The sequence below is a fragment of the Azospirillum canadense genome, assembly GCF_025961225.1.
GTDB lineage: Bacteria > Pseudomonadota > Alphaproteobacteria > Azospirillales > Azospirillaceae > Azospirillum > Azospirillum canadense.
The window spans coordinates 2,434,691-2,456,188 of sequence record NZ_JAOQNG010000001.1; the positions used below are offsets into that span (position 1 = coordinate 2,434,691).

Annotated in this window: 16 protein-coding genes and 1 other RNA gene; 11 read left to right on the plus strand and 6 right to left on the minus strand. The window is 68.9% G+C overall.

The window, feature by feature from the left end; translation table 11 throughout:
• Window positions 1-23: 23 nt before the first annotated feature.
• From M2351_RS11615 to M2351_RS11625, 3 genes are all read left to right on the plus strand, one after another.
• Entirely contained in the window at window positions 24-725 is a 702-nt protein-coding gene (locus M2351_RS11615) for a TorD/DmsD family molecular chaperone (RefSeq protein WP_264656218.1), read from the plus strand.
• Complete coding sequence (locus M2351_RS11620; protein WP_264656219.1) at window positions 722-1,981, plus strand: ATP-binding protein; 1,260 nt, start codon at window positions 722-724, stop codon at window positions 1,979-1,981. The genes M2351_RS11615 and M2351_RS11620 overlap by 4 nt, the downstream gene beginning before the upstream one ends.
• A gap of 166 nt (window positions 1,982-2,147) precedes the next feature.
• The gene (locus tag M2351_RS11625) at window positions 2,148-4,265 is read left to right on the plus strand and encodes a hybrid sensor histidine kinase/response regulator (RefSeq protein ID WP_264656220.1); all 2,118 of its coding nucleotides are present in this window, start codon (window positions 2,148-2,150) and stop codon (window positions 4,263-4,265) included.
• Between the two features lie 72 nt (window positions 4,266-4,337).
• On the opposite strand, the gene M2351_RS11630 is transcribed toward M2351_RS11625, so the two are convergent.
• Window positions 4,338-4,532, minus strand: a complete 195-nt coding sequence (locus M2351_RS11630) for a hypothetical protein (RefSeq protein WP_264656221.1) — start codon at window positions 4,530-4,532, stop codon at window positions 4,338-4,340.
• Between the two features lie 130 nt (window positions 4,533-4,662).
• Window positions 4,663-4,893, minus strand: a complete 231-nt coding sequence (locus tag M2351_RS11635) for an SMc00767 family acetate metabolism repressor (protein WP_264656222.1) — start codon at window positions 4,891-4,893, stop codon at window positions 4,663-4,665.
• 302 nt (window positions 4,894-5,195) lie between these two features.
• Here M2351_RS11635 and M2351_RS11640 point away from each other — a divergent pair, with 302 nt between their 5' ends.
• The gene (locus M2351_RS11640; RefSeq protein WP_264656223.1) at window positions 5,196-6,083 is read left to right on the plus strand and encodes an NAD(P)-dependent oxidoreductase; all 888 of its coding nucleotides are present in this window, start codon (window positions 5,196-5,198) and stop codon (window positions 6,081-6,083) included.
• Here M2351_RS11640 and M2351_RS11645 read toward each other — a convergent pair.
• Together M2351_RS11645 and M2351_RS11650 are read right to left on the minus strand one after the other, a co-directional pair.
• Window positions 6,080-7,729, minus strand: a complete 1,650-nt coding sequence (locus M2351_RS11645) for an ATP-binding protein (protein WP_264656224.1) — start codon at window positions 7,727-7,729, stop codon at window positions 6,080-6,082. The two genes, M2351_RS11640 and M2351_RS11645, sit on opposite strands and share 4 nt — an antisense overlap.
• A gap of 243 nt (window positions 7,730-7,972) precedes the next feature.
• Entirely contained in the window at window positions 7,973-9,376 is a 1,404-nt protein-coding gene (locus M2351_RS11650) for an FAD-binding oxidoreductase (protein WP_264656225.1), read from the minus strand.
• 277 nt (window positions 9,377-9,653) lie between these two features.
• On the opposite strand from M2351_RS11650, the gene M2351_RS11655 reads away from it, so the two are divergent.
• On the plus strand, window positions 9,654-10,661 hold the full coding sequence (locus tag M2351_RS11655; RefSeq protein WP_264656226.1) for a GNAT family N-acetyltransferase: 1,008 nt from the start codon (window positions 9,654-9,656) through the stop codon (window positions 10,659-10,661).
• 219 nt (window positions 10,662-10,880) lie between these two features.
• Here M2351_RS11655 and M2351_RS11660 read toward each other — a convergent pair whose 3' ends face one another.
• Together M2351_RS11660 and M2351_RS11665 are read right to left on the minus strand one after the other, a co-directional pair.
• Window positions 10,881-14,489: a hydantoinase B/oxoprolinase family protein gene (locus tag M2351_RS11660; RefSeq protein WP_264656227.1), complete on the minus strand. Its 3,609-nt coding sequence runs from the start codon at window positions 14,487-14,489 to the stop codon at window positions 10,881-10,883.
• A gap of 146 nt (window positions 14,490-14,635) precedes the next feature.
• Entirely contained in the window at window positions 14,636-15,193 is a 558-nt protein-coding gene (locus M2351_RS11665) for a GNAT family N-acetyltransferase (protein ID WP_264656228.1), read from the minus strand.
• Between the two features lie 260 nt (window positions 15,194-15,453).
• Here M2351_RS11665 and M2351_RS11670 point away from each other — a divergent pair, with 260 nt between their 5' ends.
• From M2351_RS11670 to M2351_RS11700, 6 genes are all read left to right on the plus strand, one after another.
• The gene (locus M2351_RS11670; protein ID WP_319801881.1) at window positions 15,454-16,212 is read left to right on the plus strand and encodes a TerB family tellurite resistance protein; all 759 of its coding nucleotides are present in this window, start codon (window positions 15,454-15,456) and stop codon (window positions 16,210-16,212) included.
• A gap of 192 nt (window positions 16,213-16,404) precedes the next feature.
• Entirely contained in the window at window positions 16,405-18,234 is a 1,830-nt protein-coding gene (locus M2351_RS11680; RefSeq protein ID WP_264656229.1) for an ATP-binding cassette domain-containing protein, read from the plus strand.
• Entirely contained in the window at window positions 18,231-19,109 is an 879-nt protein-coding gene (locus M2351_RS11685; RefSeq protein WP_264656230.1) for a DMT family transporter, read from the plus strand. Before M2351_RS11680 ends, M2351_RS11685 begins: the two co-directional genes overlap by 4 nt.
• Window positions 19,106-19,786: an N-acetylmuramoyl-L-alanine amidase gene (locus M2351_RS11690; protein ID WP_264656231.1), complete on the plus strand. Its 681-nt coding sequence runs from the start codon at window positions 19,106-19,108 to the stop codon at window positions 19,784-19,786. Before M2351_RS11685 ends, M2351_RS11690 begins: the two co-directional genes overlap by 4 nt.
• Before the next feature lie 233 nt (window positions 19,787-20,019).
• An RNA gene (gene rnpB, locus M2351_RS11695) (RNase P RNA component class A) lies at window positions 20,020-20,449 on the plus strand.
• A gap of 553 nt (window positions 20,450-21,002) precedes the next feature.
• On the plus strand, window positions 21,003-21,497 hold the full coding sequence (locus tag M2351_RS11700) for a division/cell wall cluster transcriptional repressor MraZ (protein WP_264656232.1): 495 nt from the start codon (window positions 21,003-21,005) through the stop codon (window positions 21,495-21,497).
• The last annotated feature ends 1 nt before the right edge of the window (window position 21,498 follow it).

The window sequence follows — 21,498 nt, forward strand, 5'->3', positions numbered from 1 at the left end:
GGGGTTCTTCGAGGAGCACGCGCGTGGACGGAATCACTCCTTTGGCCGAGGCGTCCCCGGTGGTCGTCGCGTTCGGGCGGGCCACGGCGGCCGACGTGCGTCGGTTGGCCGGGCTGCACGACCGCGAGCCGACCGTCGACCTCCTGGAGGAGCTGCGCGCGCAGCCCCTCCAGGATCTTTTCGGGCTGACGTTCGACCGGCCGGACATCGTGCAGGCGCTGGCGCTGCTGGGAGAGGCGCTGGACGGCCTGCCCCGCCCCGCCGACGCGGCCGCGCTGGACGAGCTGGCCGCCGACTTCGCGGCCATCCACTTGACCAACGCGCTGCGCGCCTGCCCCATCGAATCCGTCTGGGTGCACGAGGAGCCGTTGCGCCGGCAGGAGGCGATGTTCCGCGTGAAGGCCTGGTACCGCCGGTTCGGCCTTGTGACCGACGACCCGCGCGACCCCGACCATCTGGTGCTGGAGCTGCATTTCCTGGCCGATCTGCTGGAGCGCGCCCAGGGCGCGGAGGCGGCGGATTTCCTCGACCAGCACCCGCTGCGCTGGGTCCCCGCCTTCTGCGGCCGGGTCGCGGCACGGTGCCGCACTCCCTATTTCGCAGGCGTCGCGCTGCTCACGGGCGGGTATTTGGATGCGTTGCGCGACCTGCTGGCGCAGGGCTTCGACCGACCCCGGCCGGTGGAGCAAGCCATGGAGTCGCGGCGCAAGGAGACCTGCGGTTGACGAAAAACACGGCCGGCTCGCCGGCCATCGGACGGCGCCCGAGCACCCCGCCGACCATCGCGGCGGAGCGCTGCGTGCACAACAGGGCGGTCGTGGCGAGCTGCCGCGCCTGTGCCGACGCCTGCCCGCGCGGCGCCTGGGTCGTCGACGGCGATGGCGTGTCCATCGACCTGCCGGTCTGCGACGGCTGCGGCCTGTGCGCCGCGGCCTGCCCGCAATCGGTCATCGCCCACGGCCACCGGGTTGCCCGCCGCCGGGAGCGCACCGGGACCGGGCGCGGCCTGCCCGTGGGATTTGCCGCCTGTTCGCGCACCGGCCTGCGCAACGCCCAAGAGAATGGGCATGAGGATGGGCATGAGGATGGGCATGAGGATGGGCATGAGGGCGTGGAGGGCGTGCTCCCCTGCCTGAACGTGCTGAGCCTCGCGGACCTTGCGGCGCTCTATGGCGGCGGGGTTCGGCGGCTGGTCGTCGCGCGCGGGGCCTGCGCCTCCTGTCCCACCGGCAGCAGCACGGCGGTGCGGTTGGAGCGCGCAGTGGCGGAGCTGAACGTGCTGCTGGAGGGGCGCGGCCTGCCGCCGTTGCTGCTGACCCGCCGTTCCGCCACGCCCTGGCGCGCCCAGCTGGCCTTCGACACGGTCTCCGACCGCGAGGACAGGACCGGCGATGGATCCAGGGAGGAGTCCGGTGAGGTCAGCCGCCGCGGCCTGTTCCGCCTGTCCGGCTTGCGGCGCCGGGACGGGGGCGACGCTGAGACCGGCACACCGGCCCGGATGCCGGCCGGAACGCCGCCTGGACGGCTGCTGCCGCCGCCGGCCTCCCCGCGGCTGGCCGACGCGCAGCCCTGGCCCTGGGTGCCCTCCATCGACGCGTCGGTCTGCGAGGGCTGTGCCAGTTGCGCGCGGCTCTGCCCGACCGGGGCGATCCGCCTGGACGGTGGAGAGGCCGCGGCCTTCCGCATCGCCGCGGAGGACTGCACCGGCTGCCGCCTGTGCGTGGACGTCTGCAAGCCCGACGCGCTGATCCTGGAACGCTTGGCACCGCGGCGGCAGACCGCCGTGCCGCTGCAGGCCCGGCGCTGCCCGTCCTGCGGGGTCACCGCGCGGCTGCCAGCCGCGCGGCCGGGAACGGAAAGCCTATGCCCGGTGTGCCGCCGGACCGCCCACCGGAGGCAACTGTTCCAGGTGCTGGACGACACGCAGGACGGGGTCGACGACGCGGCTGACGATCCGGCGAACTCAACCGCTAACCCGTAGGGCATAGACCTGCCGGAAAGTCCGGCTTGCCGAATTGCCAGCGCGACGCCATAGCTTAAGCACCCCGGAGGCTTAGGCCGTCGGGTTCCGTTCCATCCTGCCCGGTACCCGCCTTCCGCCGATGCCCACACGGTTCCTCGACGCACTGGCCAGTGAATCGGCTGGAATGCTGCGGCTGCTGCGGGCGATGCTCGTGGCGTCGGTGCTCGTTCCTTCGGTCCTGTTCGCGGTCATCGCGTGGCGCGACTACCGCGCCGTGGTCGCCGAGACCGAGCGCAACATGAACAAGACGGTGCAGGTGCTGCACGAGCATCTGCACAAGATTTTCGACACCGTGCAGCAGACGCTGGACCGCGTCGACGAACGCACCCAGGGGATGAACTGGGACGAGATCGGCCGGTCGGAGTCCCTGCACGTCTACCTGAAGACGCTGGACGACGAACTGCCGCAGGTCGGCGTCATCGCGCTGATCGACCCCAATGGCTTCACCCGCGCGCTCAGCCGCGTCTTCCCGCTGGAGCCGCCCACCAGCGTCGGCGACCGCGAGTACCTGCGCGTCCAGAGGGAGCGCGACGCCGGCGTTTTCATCAGCGAACCGGTGATCGGGCGCAACACCAAGGCCAGGCAGTTCAACGTCAGCCGCCGCCGCAGCGGACCCGGCGGCCCCGACGGGGCGTTCAACGGCATCCTGGTCGCCGCCCTGCACGCCGACTATTTCAACGACTTCTACAGCCGCGTCCTGCCCGGGGGCGAGGAGTCCATCTCCATCGTGCGGCAGGACGGCACGGTCCTGATGCGCGTGCCGGATCGCGGAGACGCCATTCCCACGCGGCTGTCACCGGCGAACGGGCTGATGCAGGCCACCGCCCGCGGAGCCGGCGAGGGGATGTACCGCAACGTCAGCCAGGTGGACGGGATCGACCGCCTGTACGCCTTCAAGCGTGCGACCCCCTATCCGGTGTACGTGACCTACGGCGTGCCTCAGACGGAGATCATGGCGACCTGGCGGCGCAACATGGTGCTGTACGCCGCCTTCGCCCTGCCGGCCACGCTGGCGCTGGTCTGGATCACCTCCCTGGCCATGCGGCGCGCGCGGAGCGAGGTCGTCGCCATGCGTCGCTGGGCCGAGGAAGTGCGCAACCGCGAAAGCCTGGAGGCCGCGCTGCGCCAGTCCCAGAAGATGGAGGCGCTGGGCCAGCTGACCGGCGGGGTCGCCCACGACTTCAACAACCTGCTGACGGCGGCGCTTGCCAACCTGCACCTGATGGCGCCGCACCTGCCGGCCGCCGGGAACCGCTATCTGGACGGGACGCGGACGGCGCTGGAGCGGGCGAAGAAGCTGACCGGGCAACTGCTCGCCTTCTCGCGGCAGGAGGCGGTGGACCCGCAGGTGGTCGACCTTGCGGACAGCCTGCGCGCGATGGACGACCTGCTGGAACGGTCCGTCCGCGCCGACATCCGGCTGGACTGGGACCTGGCCCCGGGACCGCAGCGGGTGGAGGTGGACCCGGTGCAGCTGGAAATGGCGGTGCTGAATTTGGTGCTGAACGCCCGCGACGCCCTGCTCAACGGTGGGCGAATCCGCATTTCCAGCCGCGCCGGTCCGGACGCCGAGCCCGGCGTGGAGGACCGCGGGGCCGGAACCGTGGTGCTGGAAATCGCCGACACCGGCACCGGCATGCCGCCCGACGTGGCCGCCCGCGCCTTCGACCCCTTCTTCACCACCAAGGACGAGGGCAAGGGCACGGGCCTGGGCCTGTCCATGGTCTACGGCTTCGCCCGGCAGTCCGGCGGAACCGCGCGCATCGAGAGCGCGCCCGGCCGCGGCACGGTGGTGCGCGTCGCCCTGCCGGCGACGGCCAAATGCCCGGCGGCCGATATCCCCGCGCCCGAGGCGGCGGCCGGCGCCACCGGCCCCGTGCGGCTGCTGGTGGTGGAGGACAACGCGCTGGTCCTGATGGCCACCGTCGACGGGCTAGTCCAGGAAGGGTTCGAGGTGCTGACCGCCGACCACGGCGCCGCCGCGCTGGAACTGCTGGAGCTGGATTCCGCCTTCGACGTCATCGTGTCGGACGTGGTGATGCCCTACGGCGTGTCGGGCATCGACCTTGCCCGCCGGGTGCGCGAGCGCTGGCCGCGCATCCGGGTGCTGCTGACCTCCGGCTACAGCCCGGAGTCGCTGACCGGGCTGGGCAGCGACACGGCGGTCCTGCCCAAGCCCTTCACCCCCGACCAGCTCGCCGCCCGCATCCGCGGCCTGCTGCGGCCGGCCAAGGTGGCCTGACCGGACCTCCGCGGCGCTGCATCAGCACGCTGATGAACCTTTCTTTACATCAGCACGCTGATGAACCTTTCTTTACATCAGCACGCTGATGAACATGGGCGCCCAGAGCAGCGCCGACCAGACGACGCCCAGAAAGATGCCGTGGGTCAGGTCGGTGAAGGTCGGCTCGCACAGGCTGTGGATGCGCCAGATGGCTTCGCGCTCGTCGATCCCGCGGTCGTGGAAGGGCCCTGGATCGCGGGGAGGCTGCTGCTGGGCGTCGTTCATGGCCGTTCACTCCGGACGGAATCCGCACGGGAGTGGAACCCCTGAGCGCTCCGCCGGTTCCGCCCGCCCGGGCATGAAAAAGCCCCCGCTTCCCGGAGGAAGGGGGGCCTCACGCCGGCGGTCGCGCCGGTTACTTGGAGCGGATCACCGGGGTCAGCTGGTCGCCCCAGTTGCCCGTCGCATTGTGGTAGCGGGCGGTGCGCATCAGCTCAACCGTCACGCCGGCCTCCACGGCCTTGACGACGGCGTCGTTCAGACGGTGCAGGCTGTTGGCGAGGATGCGGATGGCGCTCTCCTGGTCTTCGGTGAAGCCCGAGCGATCGTCCGGCGGCGCGTCCTGGAAACCCGACTGGTTGCTCATGCGGCAGTCCTTCCCTTGTTATCTGGCCCAAAGCCCGTGGCTGTGAGTGTCCGAAACTGGTTGCCGGACACGAATCTTGCGTCCGGCCCTTACCCTCTTAACACATCTTGCGCGGGGAGCAAGCGCGCGGCGAGACAACCTCCTTCGAAAGAAGGAACACGCGAAACGGGCAAAGGAGCCCCACTCCGCCTGCGGTAATCCGGCCTTTGATCGCCGGCCGTTGATCGCCAAGCATGCCCGCCTTAGGCTCCGCTCCACCGAGAGCCATAACAACCGCCGACAACAACGGAAAGGCAAGACCCATGGCCGAGACTGCGACCTTATCCCGCACCATCGCCTTCCTGGGGCTGGGCACCATGGGCTTCCCCATGGCCGGCCATCTCGCGCGCGCCGGGCACCGCGTCACCGTGTACAACCGCACCGCCGCCAAGGCCGCCGCCTGGGTGGAACAATACGGCGAATTCGGCGGCCGGCGCGCCGACAGCCCGGCCGAGGCCGCCCGCGGGGCGGAACTGGTGTTCCTGTGCGTCGGCGGTGACGACGACGTGCGGCAGGTCGCCGGCGCGGCCATGACCGCCATGGAGCCGGGCACCGTCATCGCCGACCATTCGACCGTCTCGGCCGCCGTCGCGCGCGAGATGGACGCCGCGGCGACGGCGCGCGGCCTGTCCTTCCTCGACGCGCCGGTGTCCGGCGGCCAGGCCGGGGCGGAGAAGGGCGTGCTGACCGTGATGGTCGGCGGCGATGCCGGCGCCTTCGAGCGCGCCCGCGACGCGATGGCCTGCTACGGCCGCTCCGTCACCCACATGGGGCCGTCGGGCGCCGGGCAGCTGACCAAGATGGTCAACCAGATCTGCATCGCCGGGCTGGTGCAGGCGCTGGCCGAGGGCATGGCCTTCGCGCAGAAGGCCGGGCTGGACGGGCATCAGGTGGTGGACGTGATCTCCAAGGGTGCCGCCCAGTCCTGGCAGATGGAGAACCGCGCCAAGACGATGCTGGACGGCAAGTTCGACTTCGGATTCGCGGTGGACTGGATGCGCAAGGACCTGGGCATTGTGCTGGACGAGGCGCGCCGCAACGGGTCCGCCGTGCCGGTCACCGCGCTGGTCGACCAGTTCTACGCCGAGGTGCAGGCCATGGGCGGCAATCGGCTGGACACGTCCAGCCTGATGACGCGGCTGGTGCGTTAGCCGGGCGTCCGTTCGAAGGCACGGGACAGGGCGCGGCGGAGATCGTCGGGGCGGAAGGGCTTGTGCAGCAGCGCGCAGCCCGCCCGCTTCGCCTGCCGCAGACGCGCCGGGTCGGTGTCGCCGGTCACCAGGACCGCCGGAACCGGGCGCCCGGCCTTCTGGCGGACGGCGGCGACGGCATCCAACCCCGTCGTCCGGCCGGTCAGGCGGAAGTCGCTGACCACGGCGTCGGGCAGCCCGCTCCCCTCCCCCATCCGGGCAACCGCCTCTTCCGCCGAGGCGGCGACGATGGTCCGGCAGCCCTGGGATTGCAGGAACATCGACAGGGCGCCGCGCTGCTGCTCCTCGTCCTCGATGACCAGGACAGTGCGGCCGGCGAGCGCCGGGGCATCTGGAGGCGCCACCGGGTCGGAGGACGGAGCCGGGGCGTCGGCCAGGGGCAGCTCCACACGGAACATCGTCCCCTTGCCGACCTCTGAGCGCACCGTGATCCGGTGGCCCAGCAAATTTGCGGTGCGGCGCACGATGGCGAGGCCAAGGCCAAGGCCCTTGTTGCGGTTCCGCTCCGGATTGCCGAGTTGGTAGAACTCCTCAAAGACGAGGTCCTGCTGCTCCGGCGGGATGCCGGGGCCGGTGTCCCACACATCCAGCCACAGGGTCGGCCCGCGCCGCCGGCAGCCGAGCAGAATCTTTCCGCTGCCCGTGTGGGCGATGGCGTTGCTGAGCAGGTTGCGCAGGATGCGTTCCAGCAGCAGCGGGTCGCTGCGCACCACGGCGTTGCAGTCCATCACGCGCAGGCGCAGCCCCTTCAGATCGGCCTGCGCGCTCATCTCCCGCGTCAGCCGCTCGGCCACTTGGCGGACCGGGAAGGCGGTGACGGTGGGCTCGACGGTGCCGGCCTCCAGCGTCGCGATGTCCAGAAGGCCGTTCAGCAGATCCTGGCCGGAATGCAGGGCTTCCTGCACGCGCTCCAGCAGTTCCAACGGGTCCGGCTGGCCGCCAAGGCGCTGGGACAGCACGCCCAGCAGAAGCTCCATCGCCTGGAAGGGCTGGCGCAGGTCGTGGCTGGCGGCGGCCAGGAAGCGCGTCTTGGCACGGTCCGCCCGCTCGGCATCCCGGCGCGCCCGCTCTGCCTCCTCCATGGCGCGCCTAGCCTCCAACTCGTGCATGACGAGGCGGGAAAATTCCGCAAGGTCGCGGCGCTGGTCGGGGCCGAAGTCGTCGCGCGGCTTGTGGTCGATCACGCAGAGCGTGCCGAGGAGATGGCGGTCCGGCGTCACCAGCGGGGCCCCGGCGTAGAAACGGATGTGCGGTGGCCCGGTCACCAGGGCGTTGTCGGCGAAGCGGTCGTCCGCCAAGGCGTCGGGGACGACCATCACCCGCTCTTCCAAAATGCTGTAGGCGCAGAAGGCGAGCTTGCGGCCGGTGCAGGCGATATCCAGCCCGAAGCGCGCCTTGAACCACTGGCGGGTCTCGTCGACGAGGCTGACGAGCGCGATCGGCGCGTCGAAATGGCGGGCGGTAAGGCGCGTGATGCGGTCGAACACCTCTTCCGCGGGCGTGTCCAGCACGCCGTAACTCTTCAAGCTGTCAAGCCGGGCAAGCTCATCCAAAGGCCACGGCGGTTCAATTCTGTCGATCTGCATTCCGCCTCCCCTTTTACAACAGGATAGAGGAACCGGAAGCGCATTCTCAGTCATCAAAAGGTACTGGAAACACAAGCGCCACTTATGACGAAGGTTCCGCCGCGGATCTATTTTCCTGATGATTTGTAGCTTTGTTTTAGGCGAGTGCCGCCCATACGGAGGATGCGCGTGGCGCGAGCAAAGAAAACGGCGCGCAAATCGACCGATTCGCGCGCCGCGAGCACCGTGGATATCCAAACAGCGTCAGATCCGCACGACCTTGCCCGGGTTCATCAGGTTGTCCGGGTCGAAAGCGCGCTTCAGCTCGCCCATGACGGCGAAGGCCTCGCCGGCTTCCTTCTCCAGGAACTCCATCTTGCCGTAGCCGATGCCGTGCTCGCCGGTGCAGGTGCCACCCATGGCGAGCGCGCGGTCGACCATGCGGTCGTTCAGGCGCTTGGCCTCGGCCAGCTCCTCCGGCTTGTCGGGATCGACGACGTAGACGAGGTGGAAATTGCCGTCGCCGACATGGCCGACCAGCGGGGCCAGGAGATAGGACTCCGCGATGTCCTTCTTGGTTTCCAGGATGCAGTCGGCGAGGCGGGAAATCGGCACGCAGACGTCGGTCGGCCAGCCCTTGGAGCCTGGGCGCAGGGCCAGCGCGGCGTAATAGCCGTCGTGGCGCGCCTGCCAGAGCTTGGAGCGGTCCTCCGGATGGGTCGCCCAGGCGAACTCCGTCCCGCAGTTCTCCGCCGCGATGGCGGCCACCATCTCCGCCTGCTCCTGCACGCCGGCGGCGGTGCCGTGAAATTCGAAGAACAGGGTCGGGGCGACGGCGTAGTCCAGCTTCGAATACTTGTTCACCGCATCCATCTGGACCTCGTCCAGAAGCTCGATGCGGGCGACGGGGATGCCGGTCTGGATGGTCTGGATCACCGTGTCCACGGCGCCACGGATGTCCTTGAAGGGGCAGACGGCGGCGGAGATCGCCTCCGGAATGCCGTAGAGGCGCAGGGTCACCTCGGTGACGATGCCCAGCGTTCCTTCCGCACCGACGAACAGGCGGGTCAGGTCATAGCCGGCGGCGGACTTGCGGGCGCGCCCGCCGGTCCTGATGATCCGGCCGTCGGCCAGCACGACCGTCAGACCCAGCACATTCTCCCGCATCGTGCCGTAGCGCACCGCGTTGGTGCCGCTGGCGCGGGTGGAGGCCATGCCGCCCAGCGAGGCGTCGGCGCCGGGGTCGATCGGGAAGAACAGGCCGGTGTCGCGCAGATGCTCGTTCAGCTGCTTGCGGGTCACGCCGGCTTGGACGGTGACGTCCAGATCCTCCGGGCTGACGCGCAGGATGTCTTTCATGCCCGACACGTCGATGCAGATGCCGCCGGCCAGCGCCGCGACGCCGCCTTCCAGCGAGGTGCCGGTGCCGAAGGGGACGATCGGCAGCTTGTGCTTCGCGCAGATCTTGACGATCGCGCTGACCTCCTCCGTCGAGGCGGCGAAGGCGACGCCATCGGGAGGAAAGTTGGGGTGGTAGGATTCGTCCTTGCCGTGATGCTCGCGCACCGCCGCGGCGGTGCTGAACCGGTCCCCGAGCAGGGCCTTCAGTTCGGCCTTCGCCTCGTCGGACAGGGCGACGCGGGGCCGGGTGGACGGGACGACGGACATGGACGAAGACCTCCCCTGGGGGTTCTTGCTTGGTGGTACGACCACGCAAGGCTAAGGCCCGGCGAAAGGGCTGGCAAGCGGGGCGATGCGCAGGCCACCGTTGACCGGGGTGAGCATCGCCTAGGACTTCGCACCCGCAGCAAGGATTCGCCGGCTAAAACTGGGCAAAAAGCGTCTTTTCGGTCGCTTTCCTATGGCTCTTTTCCGAACCGGAGCCGTTACTCTCTTGAACCGTGACGGCCGGAGCCCGCCCACCCCGCACAGGGAATGCGACCGCATGCGCAGCACGATCTTTCACCAGCCATGGTGGCTCGACGTCGTGTCCGGCGGGCACTGGGGTACCGCCATCTCCGAAACGGGTGGGCATGTGCAGGGCTGGCTTCCCTACGGCACCTTCAAGGAACGGGGGATGACCGCCTGCGGCACGCCGCCGCTGACGCGGGTGCTGCACCCGGTGCTGTCGGTGGAGGGCAAGAAGAACGAGTCGCTGAACCGCCGGACGCTGGCCATCGTGTCGGACCTCGTGGCGCAATTGCCGAGCGCGCACATCACCCATTTCGTCCTGGGGCCGGATTGTCCGGACGCGCTGGCCTGGCAGATGAACGGCTTCCGCACGCGGCTGCTGCACACGCTGGTCATCGACACGCGCCGGCCCGGCTTCGACCCCTGGGGCGAGATGCGCGACAAGACCCGCAACGTGATCCGCCGCGCCGAAGAGCGGCTGGACGCCGTGCCGCTGCCGGCCATGGCCTTCCGGACCTTCTATCTGGAGAACCTGGACGGCGCGCAGCCCTATTTCGATTCCGAATTGATCCTCCGCCTGTCCGAGGCGGCCGAGCGTCACGGGCAGGGGCGCATCCTGGGCGCCTTCGACCGGCGGGGAGAGCTGCACGCGGCCGTCTTCTTCATCTGGGACGAGCGGGATTACTATTACTTCCTGTCCACGCGCGGCCGGCGGTCGGCGGAGCTGGGGGCGGTCAGCCTGCTGATCTGGCACGGCATCCAGGACGCGCGGGCGCGCGGCCTGCGCTTTGACTTCGACGGGGTCACCAGCCGGGAGCGGCTTCAGTTCATGATGGGCTTCGGCGGGGCGGTGGAGCACCGCACCGTCGTCGAGAAGGGAAGCCTGCTGTTCGACGCCCGCCGGCACCTGGGATCCTTCAAACAGCGGGTCGTCGAAAGCCGGCGCGTGCTGATGGCGCGGTTGCAGGAGGGCCGGATGGGGCGATTAGGCGGAAACCGGAACGTTCCGGATGCGGAAATGCCGGCGGCACCACGGCCGTAGAAAAATCCCCTCGCCCCTCTGGGGCGCGTAGCCGACGGCCGAAGGCCGGACGGGCACCGAAGGTGACCGTAGGTGGAGCGAGGTCGCGAGACTTGCGAGCGACCGGGTTAGGGTGAAGGGGCGGCCGAAGGCCGAAAACGCAGCCTCATTGCAGTGGTTTTCCGCCCTGCGGGCGCCCCCTCACCCTAACCTTCTCCCCGGAGGGGAGAAGGGACTAGGTCACCCCTCCCCGAACCCGCCGCCGCCCGGGGTTTCCACCACCAGCACGTCGCCCTCGCCCATGGCGGTCTTGTCCTGGGGACCGAGTTCCTCGACGGAGCCGTCGGTGCGCTGGACCCAGGTGCGGCCGATCTGGCCGGGGGCGCCACCCTTCAGGCCGAAAGGCGGGATGCGGCGGTGGTTGGACAGGATGGCTGCGGTCATCGGCTCCAGGAACTTCAGGCGCCGCACCACGCCATCGCCACCGCGCCAGCGCCCCGCCCCGCCGGAGCCGCGGCGGATGCGGAAGCTGTCCAGCAGGACCGGGAAGCGCCATTCCAGCACCTCCGGGTCGGTCAGGCGGGAGTTGGTCATGTGGGTGTGCACCGCGTCCGTCCCGTCGAAGCCGGGGCCGGCGCCGGAACCGCCGCAGACCGTCTCGTAATACTGGTAGCGCTCGTTGCCGAAGGTCGTGTTGTTCATCGTCCCCTGGGCCGAGGCCAGCACCCCCAGCGCGCCGTAGAGCGCGTCGGTGATGCACTGGCTGGTTTCCACGTTGCCGGCGACCACCGCGGCGGGGTAGCTCGGCGACAGCATGGTGCCGGGCGGGATGATGATGTCGATGGGCTTCAGGCAGCCCTCGTTCATCGGGATCTCGTCGTCCACCAGCGTGCGGAAGACGTAGAGGACGGCGGCGCGGCAGACCGCGGTCGGCGCGTTGAAGTTGCTGGTCAGCTGCGGGCTGGTGCCGGTGAAGTCCACGATGGCGGACCGGTTCCCCTTGTCGATGGAGATGCGGACCTTGATGACCGCGCCGTTGTCCAGCTCCTGCGTGAATTCCCCGTCGGTCAGCACGTCGATGGCGCGGCGGACCTGCTCTTCCGCGTTGTCCTGGACGAGGCGCATGTAGGCGCGCACGACATCCAGGCCGAACTGGGCGACGATGCGGCGCAGTTCCTGCGCGCCCTGCTCGTTGGCGGCGATCTGGGCCTTCAGGTCGCCCAGGTTCTGCTGGACGTTGCGCGCCGGGTGCTGGCCGGCGGTAAAGAGTTCGACGACGGCCTCCTCCAGGAACTCCCCGCGGTCGACCAGCTGGACGTTGTCGAGCAGGACGCCTTCCTGGTCAATGGTCGTGCTGTCCGGCGGCATGGAGCCCGGCGTGATGCCGCCGACGTCGGCGTGGTGGCCGCGCGACGCGACGTAGAACAGCACCTCCTCGCCGGCTTCGTCGAAGACCGGGGTGACGACGGTGATGTCCGGCAGGTGTGTGCCCCCATGGTAGGGGTCGTTCAGCATGTAGACATCGCCGGGGCTCATCCCGTCCTGGCGCTGCACCATGATGGCGCGCACGCTCTCGCCCATGGAGCCCAGATGCACGGGCATGTGCGGCGCGTTGGCGATCAGCCCGCCGTCGGCGTCGAACAGCGCGCAGGAGAAGTCCAACCGTTCCTTGATGTTCACAGAATAGGCGGTCTTCTCCAGCGTGAAGCCCATCTGTTCCGCGATCGACATGAACAGGTTGTTGAAGACCTCCAGCATCACCGGATCGGCCTTGGCGCCGACGGCGACGCGCTGCGGCAGTTCTTCATAACGGGTGAGCACGAGGTGGTTCTTGCGCGTCACCTCGGCGATCCAGCCCGGTTCGATGACGGTGGTGGCGATCTTTTCGCGGATCACCGCCGGACCGGTGATGCGGTTGCCGGGCTGCAGCAGGTCGCGGTCGTAGACCGGGGCCTCGCGGTCCTCCCCGCCGCTGTGGATGGTCAGCGTGGCAAGGCGGCGCGGCAGGGCGCCGGTGACGTTGGGCAGGTCCAGGTCGTCGGCGCTTTCCGTGCGGCCCACAGCCTCGACGGACACGGCCTCCACCACCAGGGCCTTGCCCTCCATCATGAAGCCGTAGCGCTGGCGGTGCGCTGCCTCGAACGCCGCCTTCATGGCGGCGAGCGGGCCGAAATCGACGATGAGCGGGCTGTCGGAGCCCTCCACCTTGATGTGCGCCTTGCGTAGGACGGACAGCCGGTCCTCCGGCACACCCTGGCGGGCGAGTTCGACGCGCCCCTCGGCTTCAAGGGTGGCGAGGGTTTCGGACAGCTGGCCGACCAGCGCCTCGTCCAGGCGGGCCTCCACCGCGCGTTCGCGGATGGCGACGGTGTCGGCCAGCCCGATGCCGTAGGCGGACAGCACGCCGGCGTGCGGGTGCAGGAAGACCTTCGTCATGCCCAGCGCGTCGGCGACCAGGCAGACATGCTGGCCCGCCGCCCCGCCGAAGCCGTTCAGCGTGTATTGGGTGACGTCGTAGCCGCGCTGGACCGAAATCTTCTTGATGGCGTTCGCCATGTTGTCCACGGCGATCTTCAGGAAACCTTCCGCCACCTGTTGCGGAGTCATGGCGGTGCCGAGCGCGGCGTTGACCTCCTCGGCCAGGGCTGTGAACTTCGCGCGGACGACGGCGGCGTCGAGCGGCTGGTCGGCCTCCGGACCGAAGACGCGGGGGAAGAAGTTGGGGTGCAGCTTTCCAACCATGACGTTGCAGTCGGTCACGGTCAGCGGGCCGCCACGGCGGTAGCAGGCCGGGCCGGGGTTGGCCCCGGCGCTCTCCGGGCCCACGCGGAAGCGCGCGCCATCGAAGAAGCAGACGGAGCCGCCGCCGGCCGCCACGGTGTGGATGTGCATCATGGGTGCGCGCATGCGCACGCCGGCCACCTGGGTGTCGAAGGCGCGCTCATACTCCCCGGCGTAGTGCGACACGTCGGTGGAGGTGCCGCCCATGTCGAAGCCGATGACCCGGTCGAAGCCGGCCATGCGCGCGGTGCGCACCGCCCCGACGATGCCGCCGGCCGGGCCGGACAGGATGGCGTCCTTGCCCTGGAACCAGCGCGCGTCGGTCAGCCCGCCGTTCGACTGCATGAACATCAGGCGGATGCCGTTCAGCTCCCCCGCCACCTGCTCCACGTAGCGGCGCAGGATCGGGGAGAGGTAGGCGTCCACCACCGTGGTGTCGCCGCGCCCGACGATCTTCATCAGCGGGCTGACCTGATGGCTGACCGACACCTGGGTGAAGCCGATGGTGCGCGCGAGTGCGGCCACCTGCCGTTCATGCTCCGGGTGGCGGTAGCCGTGCATCAGCACCACCGCGGCGGCGCGGAAGCCGTCGTTGAAGGCCTCCTCCAGCTGAAGCCGCACGGCGCGGATGTCCACCGGCTTCAGCACCGTGCCGTCGGCCTTGATGCGCTCCGGCACCTCGGCCACGCGCTCGTAGAGCAGTTCGGGAAGCACGATGTGGCGGGCGAAGATCTTGGGCCGCGCCTGGTAGCCGATGCGCAACTGGTCGCCCAGCCCTTCGGTGATGAGAAGCAGCGTCCGCTCGCCCTTGCGCTCCAGCAGCGCGTTGGTGGCGACGGTGGTGCCCATCTTCACGGCCTCGACGTCCTCCGCCGGGATCGGCTGGTCGGGAGCAAGGCCGAGCAGGTCGCGGATGCCCTGGATGGCCGCGTCCGGATAACGCTCCGGATTTTCCGACAGCAGCTTGTGCGTCGCGACCGAGCCGTCAGGCCGCTTGGCCACGATGTCGGTGAAGGTGCCGCCGCGATCGATCCAGAACTGCCACCGGCCCGGCTGTTGGGGCGCCATAAACCACTCCCTGATTTTTTACCTTTGAAGACGGGAGTGTGACCATACGACACCGCAGGTCAAGCCGGGGTGCGCGAAAGGGTGGGATGCACGGAGGTGCAGGGAGCGACTTGCCCTGACCTTTTCCTTGGGTCTAAGCGGCGGCCCTAAGCGGCGGCTTTGAGGATGGCCGGCAGGGTGTCGAGCATCGCGTTGACGGCGCTCGCCCCGTCCTCCAGCGCCTCCAGGGCGAGGGAGAATTGCGTCAGGTGTGGCAGGTCGAAGGCGACGGCGATCTCCCCGTCCTCAAGGGACATGCGGCCGCCGAACTTGCGCGACAGGGCGCGCATGCGGACGTTGTCGGACAGGCACATCATGTGCACGCGCTTGATTCCGCGATTGGTGGCGACGGCCAGCGCGCGGCGAACCAGCGTGGTGCCGACCCGGCGCCCCTGGAGCCCCTTTTCCACGCTGATGGCCAGTTCCGCCTCGTGCGGCCAGATCAAGCGGTCGGTGCACAGCTCTACCGCACCGCGCAGCTCGCCCTGGTCGAAAACGCCCAGCAGGATGGTGCGGCCCCAATCCAGTTTCGCACAGTGCTTCGCGATGGTTTCATCCGACACGGTGCCGGTGAAGCGGGCGTAGCGGTCGGCCCGGTCCAGCCGCAGCAGATGGGCCCGGTACTGGGCGAGTTCCGCGGGGAGAAGCTTGCGGATGACGGACATGGCGAGGGCTCTCGGTGCGTGAAGGTCATCGTGTTCGCACTGCGCAGAGCGTTTGATCCCGGTCGGTCGCCCCTTCTGTGATGGGGCCACTTCGGCCGTTGGCTCGGCCATAAGTCATACTGCACTGCAACATGGGCATAGGCCAAGCACAGACAAGGGCGCTGTGCGCACTGCGGCCGAGCTTGTGGCGCCATCGCAACAGTGGCGGGTGCCGGATGCTGCCGCTATGCTGCGCCACCTTCGGTCAAGGGGCGGAATCCATGAGCATTTGGGGCAAGATCCTGGGCGGGGCCGCAGGCTTCGCCATCGGCGGGCCGCTCGGCGCCCTGATCGGGGTCGCCGCCGGCTATGCTGTGGACCGCGGCGTCGAAAGCGGCTTCGCCGGCAACCTTCTGGGGCTGTGCGGCCCGGCGGACGCCACCAAGTCCGTTGCGTTCACCATCGGCGTGATCGCCCTGTCGGCCAAGATGGCCCGCGCCGACGGCGTGGTGAAGCGGGTGGAGGTCGACACCTTCAACCGCCTGTTCCGCGTGCCGCCGGAGGAGTTGCCGAACGTCGGCCGCGTCTTTGACCTCGCCCGCAAGGACAGCCACGGCTTCGAGGAGTACGCCCGGCAGATCGCCGCCCTGTTCGAGGACCGCCACGCGGTGCTGGAGGAGCTGCTGGACAGCCTCCTGCTGATCGCGGAGGCGGATGACGAGCTGCACGAGACGGAGGTCGCCTACCTGCGCGAGGTCGCCCGCATCTTCGGATTCGCCGACGCCGACTTCGAACGCATCCTGGCCGGGCACCATGTGGCGGGCACCACCGACGACACGGATCCGTACGGCGTGTTGGGCGTGTCGCGTCGTGCCAGCGACGACGAGATCAAGGCCGCCCACCGCCGCTTGGTCCGCGAGCACCACCCCGACGTGCTGATCGCCCAGGGTCTGCCGCAGGAATTTGTGGACCTCGCCACCCAGAAGGTCGCGGCCATCAACGCGGCGTACGACCGGATCGGCAAGGAGCGGGGACGGTAAAGCCTCTCTCCCGCCTTTCGCGCCCGCTCGCGGGCGCTGACGGCGTCAGGCGGCCTTTGGCCGCTGAGAGCCCCGGGAGAGGGTTTGTCGGACGCATCCCCGCCCCGGCGCAATCGGGTGTCGCGGGGGTGGGGGGAGCGCGCTATATAAGCAGCCTTCCGCACACCGATTCGTTGGGTCGCCCCGTCCGTCATGGCTCCTCCTGCTCCGATCACCGCGCTCCAGGGCGTGTCCGTCACCTTCGGCGGCCGGCCGCTGTTCGAAACCATCGACCTGTCCATCGGGCGAGGCGACAAGGCTTGCCTGGTCGGGCGCAACGGCTCCGGCAAATCCACGCTGATGAAGGTGCTGGCCGGCATGATCCAGCCGGACGGCGGGACCGTCTTCACGCAGCCGGGCGCACGCATCGCCTACCTGCCGCAGGAACCGGACTTCACGGGCTGCGCCACGGTGCACGACTACGTCGCCGCCGGCCTGCCCGCCGACGAGCAGGACGAGGCGCACCGGGTCGACGCGGTGCTCGACCGGTTGCAGCTGCAAGGCCACCTGGACCCCGGCACACTGTCGGGCGGCGAGGCGCGCCGCGCGGCGCTGGCCCGCACGCTGGTCGGCAACCCTGACGTGATGCTGCTGGACGAGCCGACCAACCACCTGGACCTGCCGACCATCGAGTGGCTTGAGGAGGAACTGCTGGCCTACCGCGGCGGGTTGCTGCTGATTTCGCACGACCGCAGCTTCCTGAACCGGCTGGCGAAGCGCACGCTGTGGCTCGACCGCGGCACGGTGCGCGCCACCGACCGCGGCTTCGCCGAGTTCGAGACTTGGCAGGCCGAGGTGTTCGAGTCGGAGGAGATCGCCGCCCAGAAGCTGGACCGCAAGATCGAAGGCGAAATGAAGTGGCTGCGCGAGGGCATCTCCGCCCGGCGCACCCGCAATATGGGCCGCGTGCGCGCCTTGTTGCAGCTCCGCACCGATCGCGCGGAGCGGATCAAGGGTGGCCAGCAGGCCAAGCTCGCCATCGCGGAGGCCGAGCGCGGCGGCCGTATGGTGATCGAGGCCGATCGCATTTCCAAGGGATTCGACACGACGGAGGGCCGCAAGCCCATCGTCCGGGACTTCTCTACCCGCATCCTGCGCGGCGACCGGGTCGGGCTGATCGGGCCGAACGGGGCCGGCAAGTCCACCCTGCTGAAGATGCTGACCGGACAGATGGATCCCGACAGCGGAACGATCCGGCTCGGCACCAATCTTGAGACCGCCTACTTCGACCAGCGTCGCGTCGGGCTGGACCCGGAGGAGACGATCCGCCAAGTGCTGTGCCCCTTCGGCGGCGACAGCGTGATGGTCAACGGCCAGTCGCGCCACGTCGCCGGTTACATCCGCGACTTCCTGTTCGACACGCGCCAGCTGGACAGCCCGGTGAAGGCCCTGTCGGGCGGGGAGCGCAACCGGCTTCTGCTCGCCCGGCTGTTCGCGCGGCCCAGCAACATGATGATCCTCGACGAGCCGACCAACGACCTCGACATGGACACGCTGGACCTGCTGGAAGACGTGCTGGGCGACTACCAGGGCACGCTGCTGCTGGTCAGCCACGACCGCGACTTCCTCGACCGGCTGGTGACCTCGACCATCGCCCTGGAGGGCGACGGGGTGGTCATGGAATACGCCGGCGGCTATGCCGACTACTTGGTGCAGCGCCCGCAGACGCAGGCCAAGCCCGCCGCGGCGCCCAAGGCGAAGCCCGCCGCAGCACCGGCCGCCGCGCCCAAGGCGAAGGCCAAGCTGAGCTACAAGGACCAGCGGGAGTTGGACGATCTGCCGGCCCGCATGGAGAAGCTGACCACGGAAGTGGCGAAGCTGGAAGCGACGCTGGCCGACCCCGACCTGTTCGCCCGCGACGCCGCCAAGTTCCAGAAGACCTCGGACCAGTTGCAGGCCAAGCAGATGGAACTGGCCGCCGCCGAGGAGCGCTGGCTGGATCTGGAGGCCCTGCGTGAGGAGTTGGAAGGCGGCCGGGCATGAGCCTGCGCGATTCGCTGCTGACGCTCCTGGTCATGGCGATCTGGGGGCTCAACTTCGTCGTGGCGAAATGGGGGCTGTCGGAATTCCCGCCGCTGTTCATCATGGCGCTGCGCTTCGTGCTGGTGGCGGCGCTGGTGATCCCCTTCGCCCGCATCCCGCGCGGCAAGATGCTGCCCATCGCCGCCCTGTCGCTGACGTTGGGGAGCATCCATTTCCCGCTGATGTTCACCGGGCTGAACGGCATCGACGCGGCCACCGCCTCGCTGGCCGCGCAGGCGCAGGTGCCCTTCTCCTCCCTGTTGGCGTCGATCCTGTTCAAGGACAAGCTGGGCTGGCGCCGGGCGCTGGGTATGGCGACGGCTTTCGCCGGGGTGGTGGTCATCGCCGGCGAACCGCGGCTGGCCGGATCGCTGACGCCGATGGCGATGATCCTAGCGGCGAGCTTCGCCTTCGCCATCGCCAGCATGCAGATGAAGACGATCATCGGCGTGGACGGCTTCGCGCTGAACGGCTGGATGGCGCTGTTCGCCGCCCCGCAACTGCTGGTCCTGTCGCTGATCCTGGAAGACGGGCATGTAGCGGCGCTCGGCAACGCCAGCGCCTGGGGCTGGGGGTCCATCGCCTACATGGCCATCGGGGTGACGATCATCGCCTACGGCCTGTGGTACCCTCTGCTGCGCAAGTACGAGGTGAACCAGACCATGCCCTACCTGCTGACCGTGCCGGTGTTCGGGGTGGCCGCGGGGGTGATGCTGATGGGCGATCCCTTTACGCTGCGGCTGGTGCTGGGCGGTTGCCTGACGCTGGGCGGAGTCGCCTTCATCGTGCAGCGCCGCCCGAACGTGGTCGGCGACAAGGTGACGAATCCGACATGATTCTGGACCACCCCTCCCCCAACCATGGTCCCCGGGCGGACGGCGCGGGGGTGGAGCTTCTGATTCTTCATTACACGGGCATGCCGACCGCGACCTCGGCGCTTGAGCGGCTGTGCGACCCGGCGGCCCAAGTCAGCGCGCACTACACGGTGGACGAGGACGGCACCGTCTACGCCCACGTCCCGGAGGACCGGCGCGCCTGGCACGCGGGCGTGTCGAACTGGCGCGGGCGCGGCGACGTGAACAGCCGCTCCATCGGCGTGGAGATCGTGAACCCGGGCCACGAGTTCGGCTACCGCCCGTACCCCGCCGTCCAGATGCGGGCAGTCGCGGAGCTGTGCCGGGCCATCGTGGGACGGCATGGGATCGCACCAGCCGACGTGATCGGCCACAGCGACATCGCACCCGATCGCAAGGAAGATCCGGGCGAGTTGTTCGACTGGCGCGGTCTGGCGGCGGATGGGATCGGGATCTGGCCGGAGCCGCGGGCGGAGGATGAGGGCCCGGCGGACGAGGCCGAGGTGGCGGCGCTTCTGGGACGCTATGGGTACGACTCGGCGGCCCCCCGCGCGCTGCTGTCCTTCCAGCGCCATTTCTACCCGGAAGCGATGACCGGCACGGCGGACGCCGAGACGGTGCGGCGCCTGCGCGCCCTGGTCCGGATGACGGGACGGTAGGCGTTCCTATACTCCTTATATTTGGGATCGGGCTCCACCGGGGTGGCGCCGGGCTGATGTCCGGAGGGGATTCACCACAGAGACACGGAGACACAGAGAGGTCGGGGCGGCGCCGGCCTCCACGCCGCGAATCGGCTGTGGAAAAGGATATCTCCGTGTGTCCGTGTCTCCGTGGTGACACTGCACCCTTCCACCATTGCGGTTTTCCACACATCTCTATACACAGTGCCCCGCCAGATGGCCGGATGGCCGCCTTCGACTCCGTCGGGGGAGGAAAGTCCGGGCTCCACGGAAACACGGTGCCGGCTAACGGCCGGCGGGGGCGACCCTAGGGAAAGTGCCACAGAAAGCAAACCGCCGTTGGCGTCCAGGCTTTTGCCATGGGGGCCGCGGTAAGGGTGAAAGGGTGCGGTAAGAGCGCACCGCGCCCCTGGCAACAGGGGCGGCACGGTAAACCCCACCGGGAGCAAGACCGAATAGGGGCGGCACGGCCCGCTATCCCCCCTGATCAACGATCGGGTTGGGATGGTATGGGGCCAAGCGCGTTTCCGCGCCGCCGCCCGGGTTGGTCGCGAGAGGCGTCGGGCAACCGGCGTCCCAGATGAATGGCCATCCATCGGGGAAACCCGAAGACAAAACCCGGCTTACAGGCCATCTGGCGTTTATCCACAGCCCAGCCACCCCCTCCGGCGTAGCGCCCTACTCCCTTGTTGCGGGGCTGGGGATGCTTGCGCCCATCTTTCCCCAGCTTCATCCACAGGCGGTGGATAACTGTGGGGCGAATTCCCATGCCATCCCATGACTGACCAGTCCCGGCTACCCCCGCAGGGTAGGCCTTTTGGTGGGTGCGATTCGCCTTTTTGCAGAACCACTTCACGAGTCACGGAAACGGATTGTTAGGAACATCCAGGCAACTCTGCCCCTGGACCGCAGCGTTACGCCCGATAAGGCGCTGAAATGTTGCTGGATCTCGCCGAATCCGCTCACCTATTTGCGCCCTTGCAACACATAGGGCGATAAGTCTTGACAGTCCTGTCTGAATACTGGCGGGGGCGTTGACGCCCATGTTGTCCCATGCTATCCCATGAAAGCCCAGTTCGGGGGGAGACCTACCCAACCAAGGTAGTCGGGTTGGACGGGTTTAGCGGATCGGGCGGATAGGGGCCTCGCGGCGGCGGGTCCCGAACAATGGGGAAGGGGGGCGTTCGTCGGGCCGATGGCCATTTTCCTGTCCACATACGTCAACAAAGTTGACAGGAAAGGTCGCTGCTCCATCCCGGCGCAGTTCCGGCAGTCGCTTGCCAAAAGCTCGGCGCCCGGCACCGTCTACCTGTGGCCCTCGCTGAACCATCAGGCGCTGGAAGGCGCCGACCAGGACTACCTCGACGTCCTCTCCGAAAGCCTGGAGTCCCCCGACCTGGACGCCGACGAGCGGGACATGATCGAAACCTTCATTTTCGGCAAGCTGATCCCCGTCTCCCTCGACAACGAGGGCCGAATCGTCCTGCCCAAGGAACTGGCCGAGTTCGCCGGCATCGGCGAGGAAGCCTCCTTCATCGGCCGCCGCAAGACCTTCCAGATCTGGGAGCCGAACGCCCTGAAGGCCCACGAGCAGACACTGCGCGACCAGGTCGTGCGCAAGGACATCTCGCTGAGCCAGATCGTCGCCAAGGCGTCCCGCGGCGCCGCCAACCGGGCCGGGGAGGGCTGAT

Excerpts from the sequence above, each read along its gene's own strand:
- M2351_RS11670 (WP_319801881.1), top strand. The coding sequence starts at position 15,454 with ATGAGCATTTGGGGCAAGATCCTGGGCGGGGCCGCAGGCTTCGCCATC.
- M2351_RS11630 (WP_264656221.1), bottom strand. The coding sequence starts at position 4,532 with ATGAACGACGCCCAGCAGCAGCCTCCCCGCGATCCAGGGCCCTTCCAC.
- M2351_RS11680 (WP_264656229.1), top strand. The coding sequence starts at position 16,405 with ATGGCTCCTCCTGCTCCGATCACCGCGCTCCAGGGCGTGTCCGTCACC.
- M2351_RS11625 (WP_264656220.1), top strand. The coding sequence starts at position 2,148 with ATGCTGCGGCTGCTGCGGGCGATGCTCGTGGCGTCGGTGCTCGTTCCT.
- M2351_RS11640 (WP_264656223.1), top strand. The coding sequence starts at position 5,196 with ATGGCCGAGACTGCGACCTTATCCCGCACCATCGCCTTCCTGGGGCTG.
- M2351_RS11650 (WP_264656225.1), bottom strand. The coding sequence starts at position 9,376 with ATGTCCGTCGTCCCGTCCACCCGGCCCCGCGTCGCCCTGTCCGACGAG.
- M2351_RS11700 (WP_264656232.1), top strand. The coding sequence starts at position 21,003 with ATGGCCATTTTCCTGTCCACATACGTCAACAAAGTTGACAGGAAAGGT.
- M2351_RS11635 (WP_264656222.1), bottom strand. The coding sequence starts at position 4,893 with ATGAGCAACCAGTCGGGTTTCCAGGACGCGCCGCCGGACGATCGCTCG.
- M2351_RS11665 (WP_264656228.1), bottom strand. The coding sequence starts at position 15,193 with ATGTCCGTCATCCGCAAGCTTCTCCCCGCGGAACTCGCCCAGTACCGG.
- M2351_RS11685 (WP_264656230.1), top strand. The coding sequence starts at position 18,231 with ATGAGCCTGCGCGATTCGCTGCTGACGCTCCTGGTCATGGCGATCTGG.
- M2351_RS11690 (WP_264656231.1), top strand. The coding sequence starts at position 19,106 with ATGATTCTGGACCACCCCTCCCCCAACCATGGTCCCCGGGCGGACGGC.
- M2351_RS11655 (WP_264656226.1), top strand. The coding sequence starts at position 9,654 with ATGCGCAGCACGATCTTTCACCAGCCATGGTGGCTCGACGTCGTGTCC.
- M2351_RS11660 (WP_264656227.1), bottom strand. The coding sequence starts at position 14,489 with ATGGCGCCCCAACAGCCGGGCCGGTGGCAGTTCTGGATCGATCGCGGC.
- M2351_RS11645 (WP_264656224.1), bottom strand. The coding sequence starts at position 7,729 with ATGCAGATCGACAGAATTGAACCGCCGTGGCCTTTGGATGAGCTTGCC.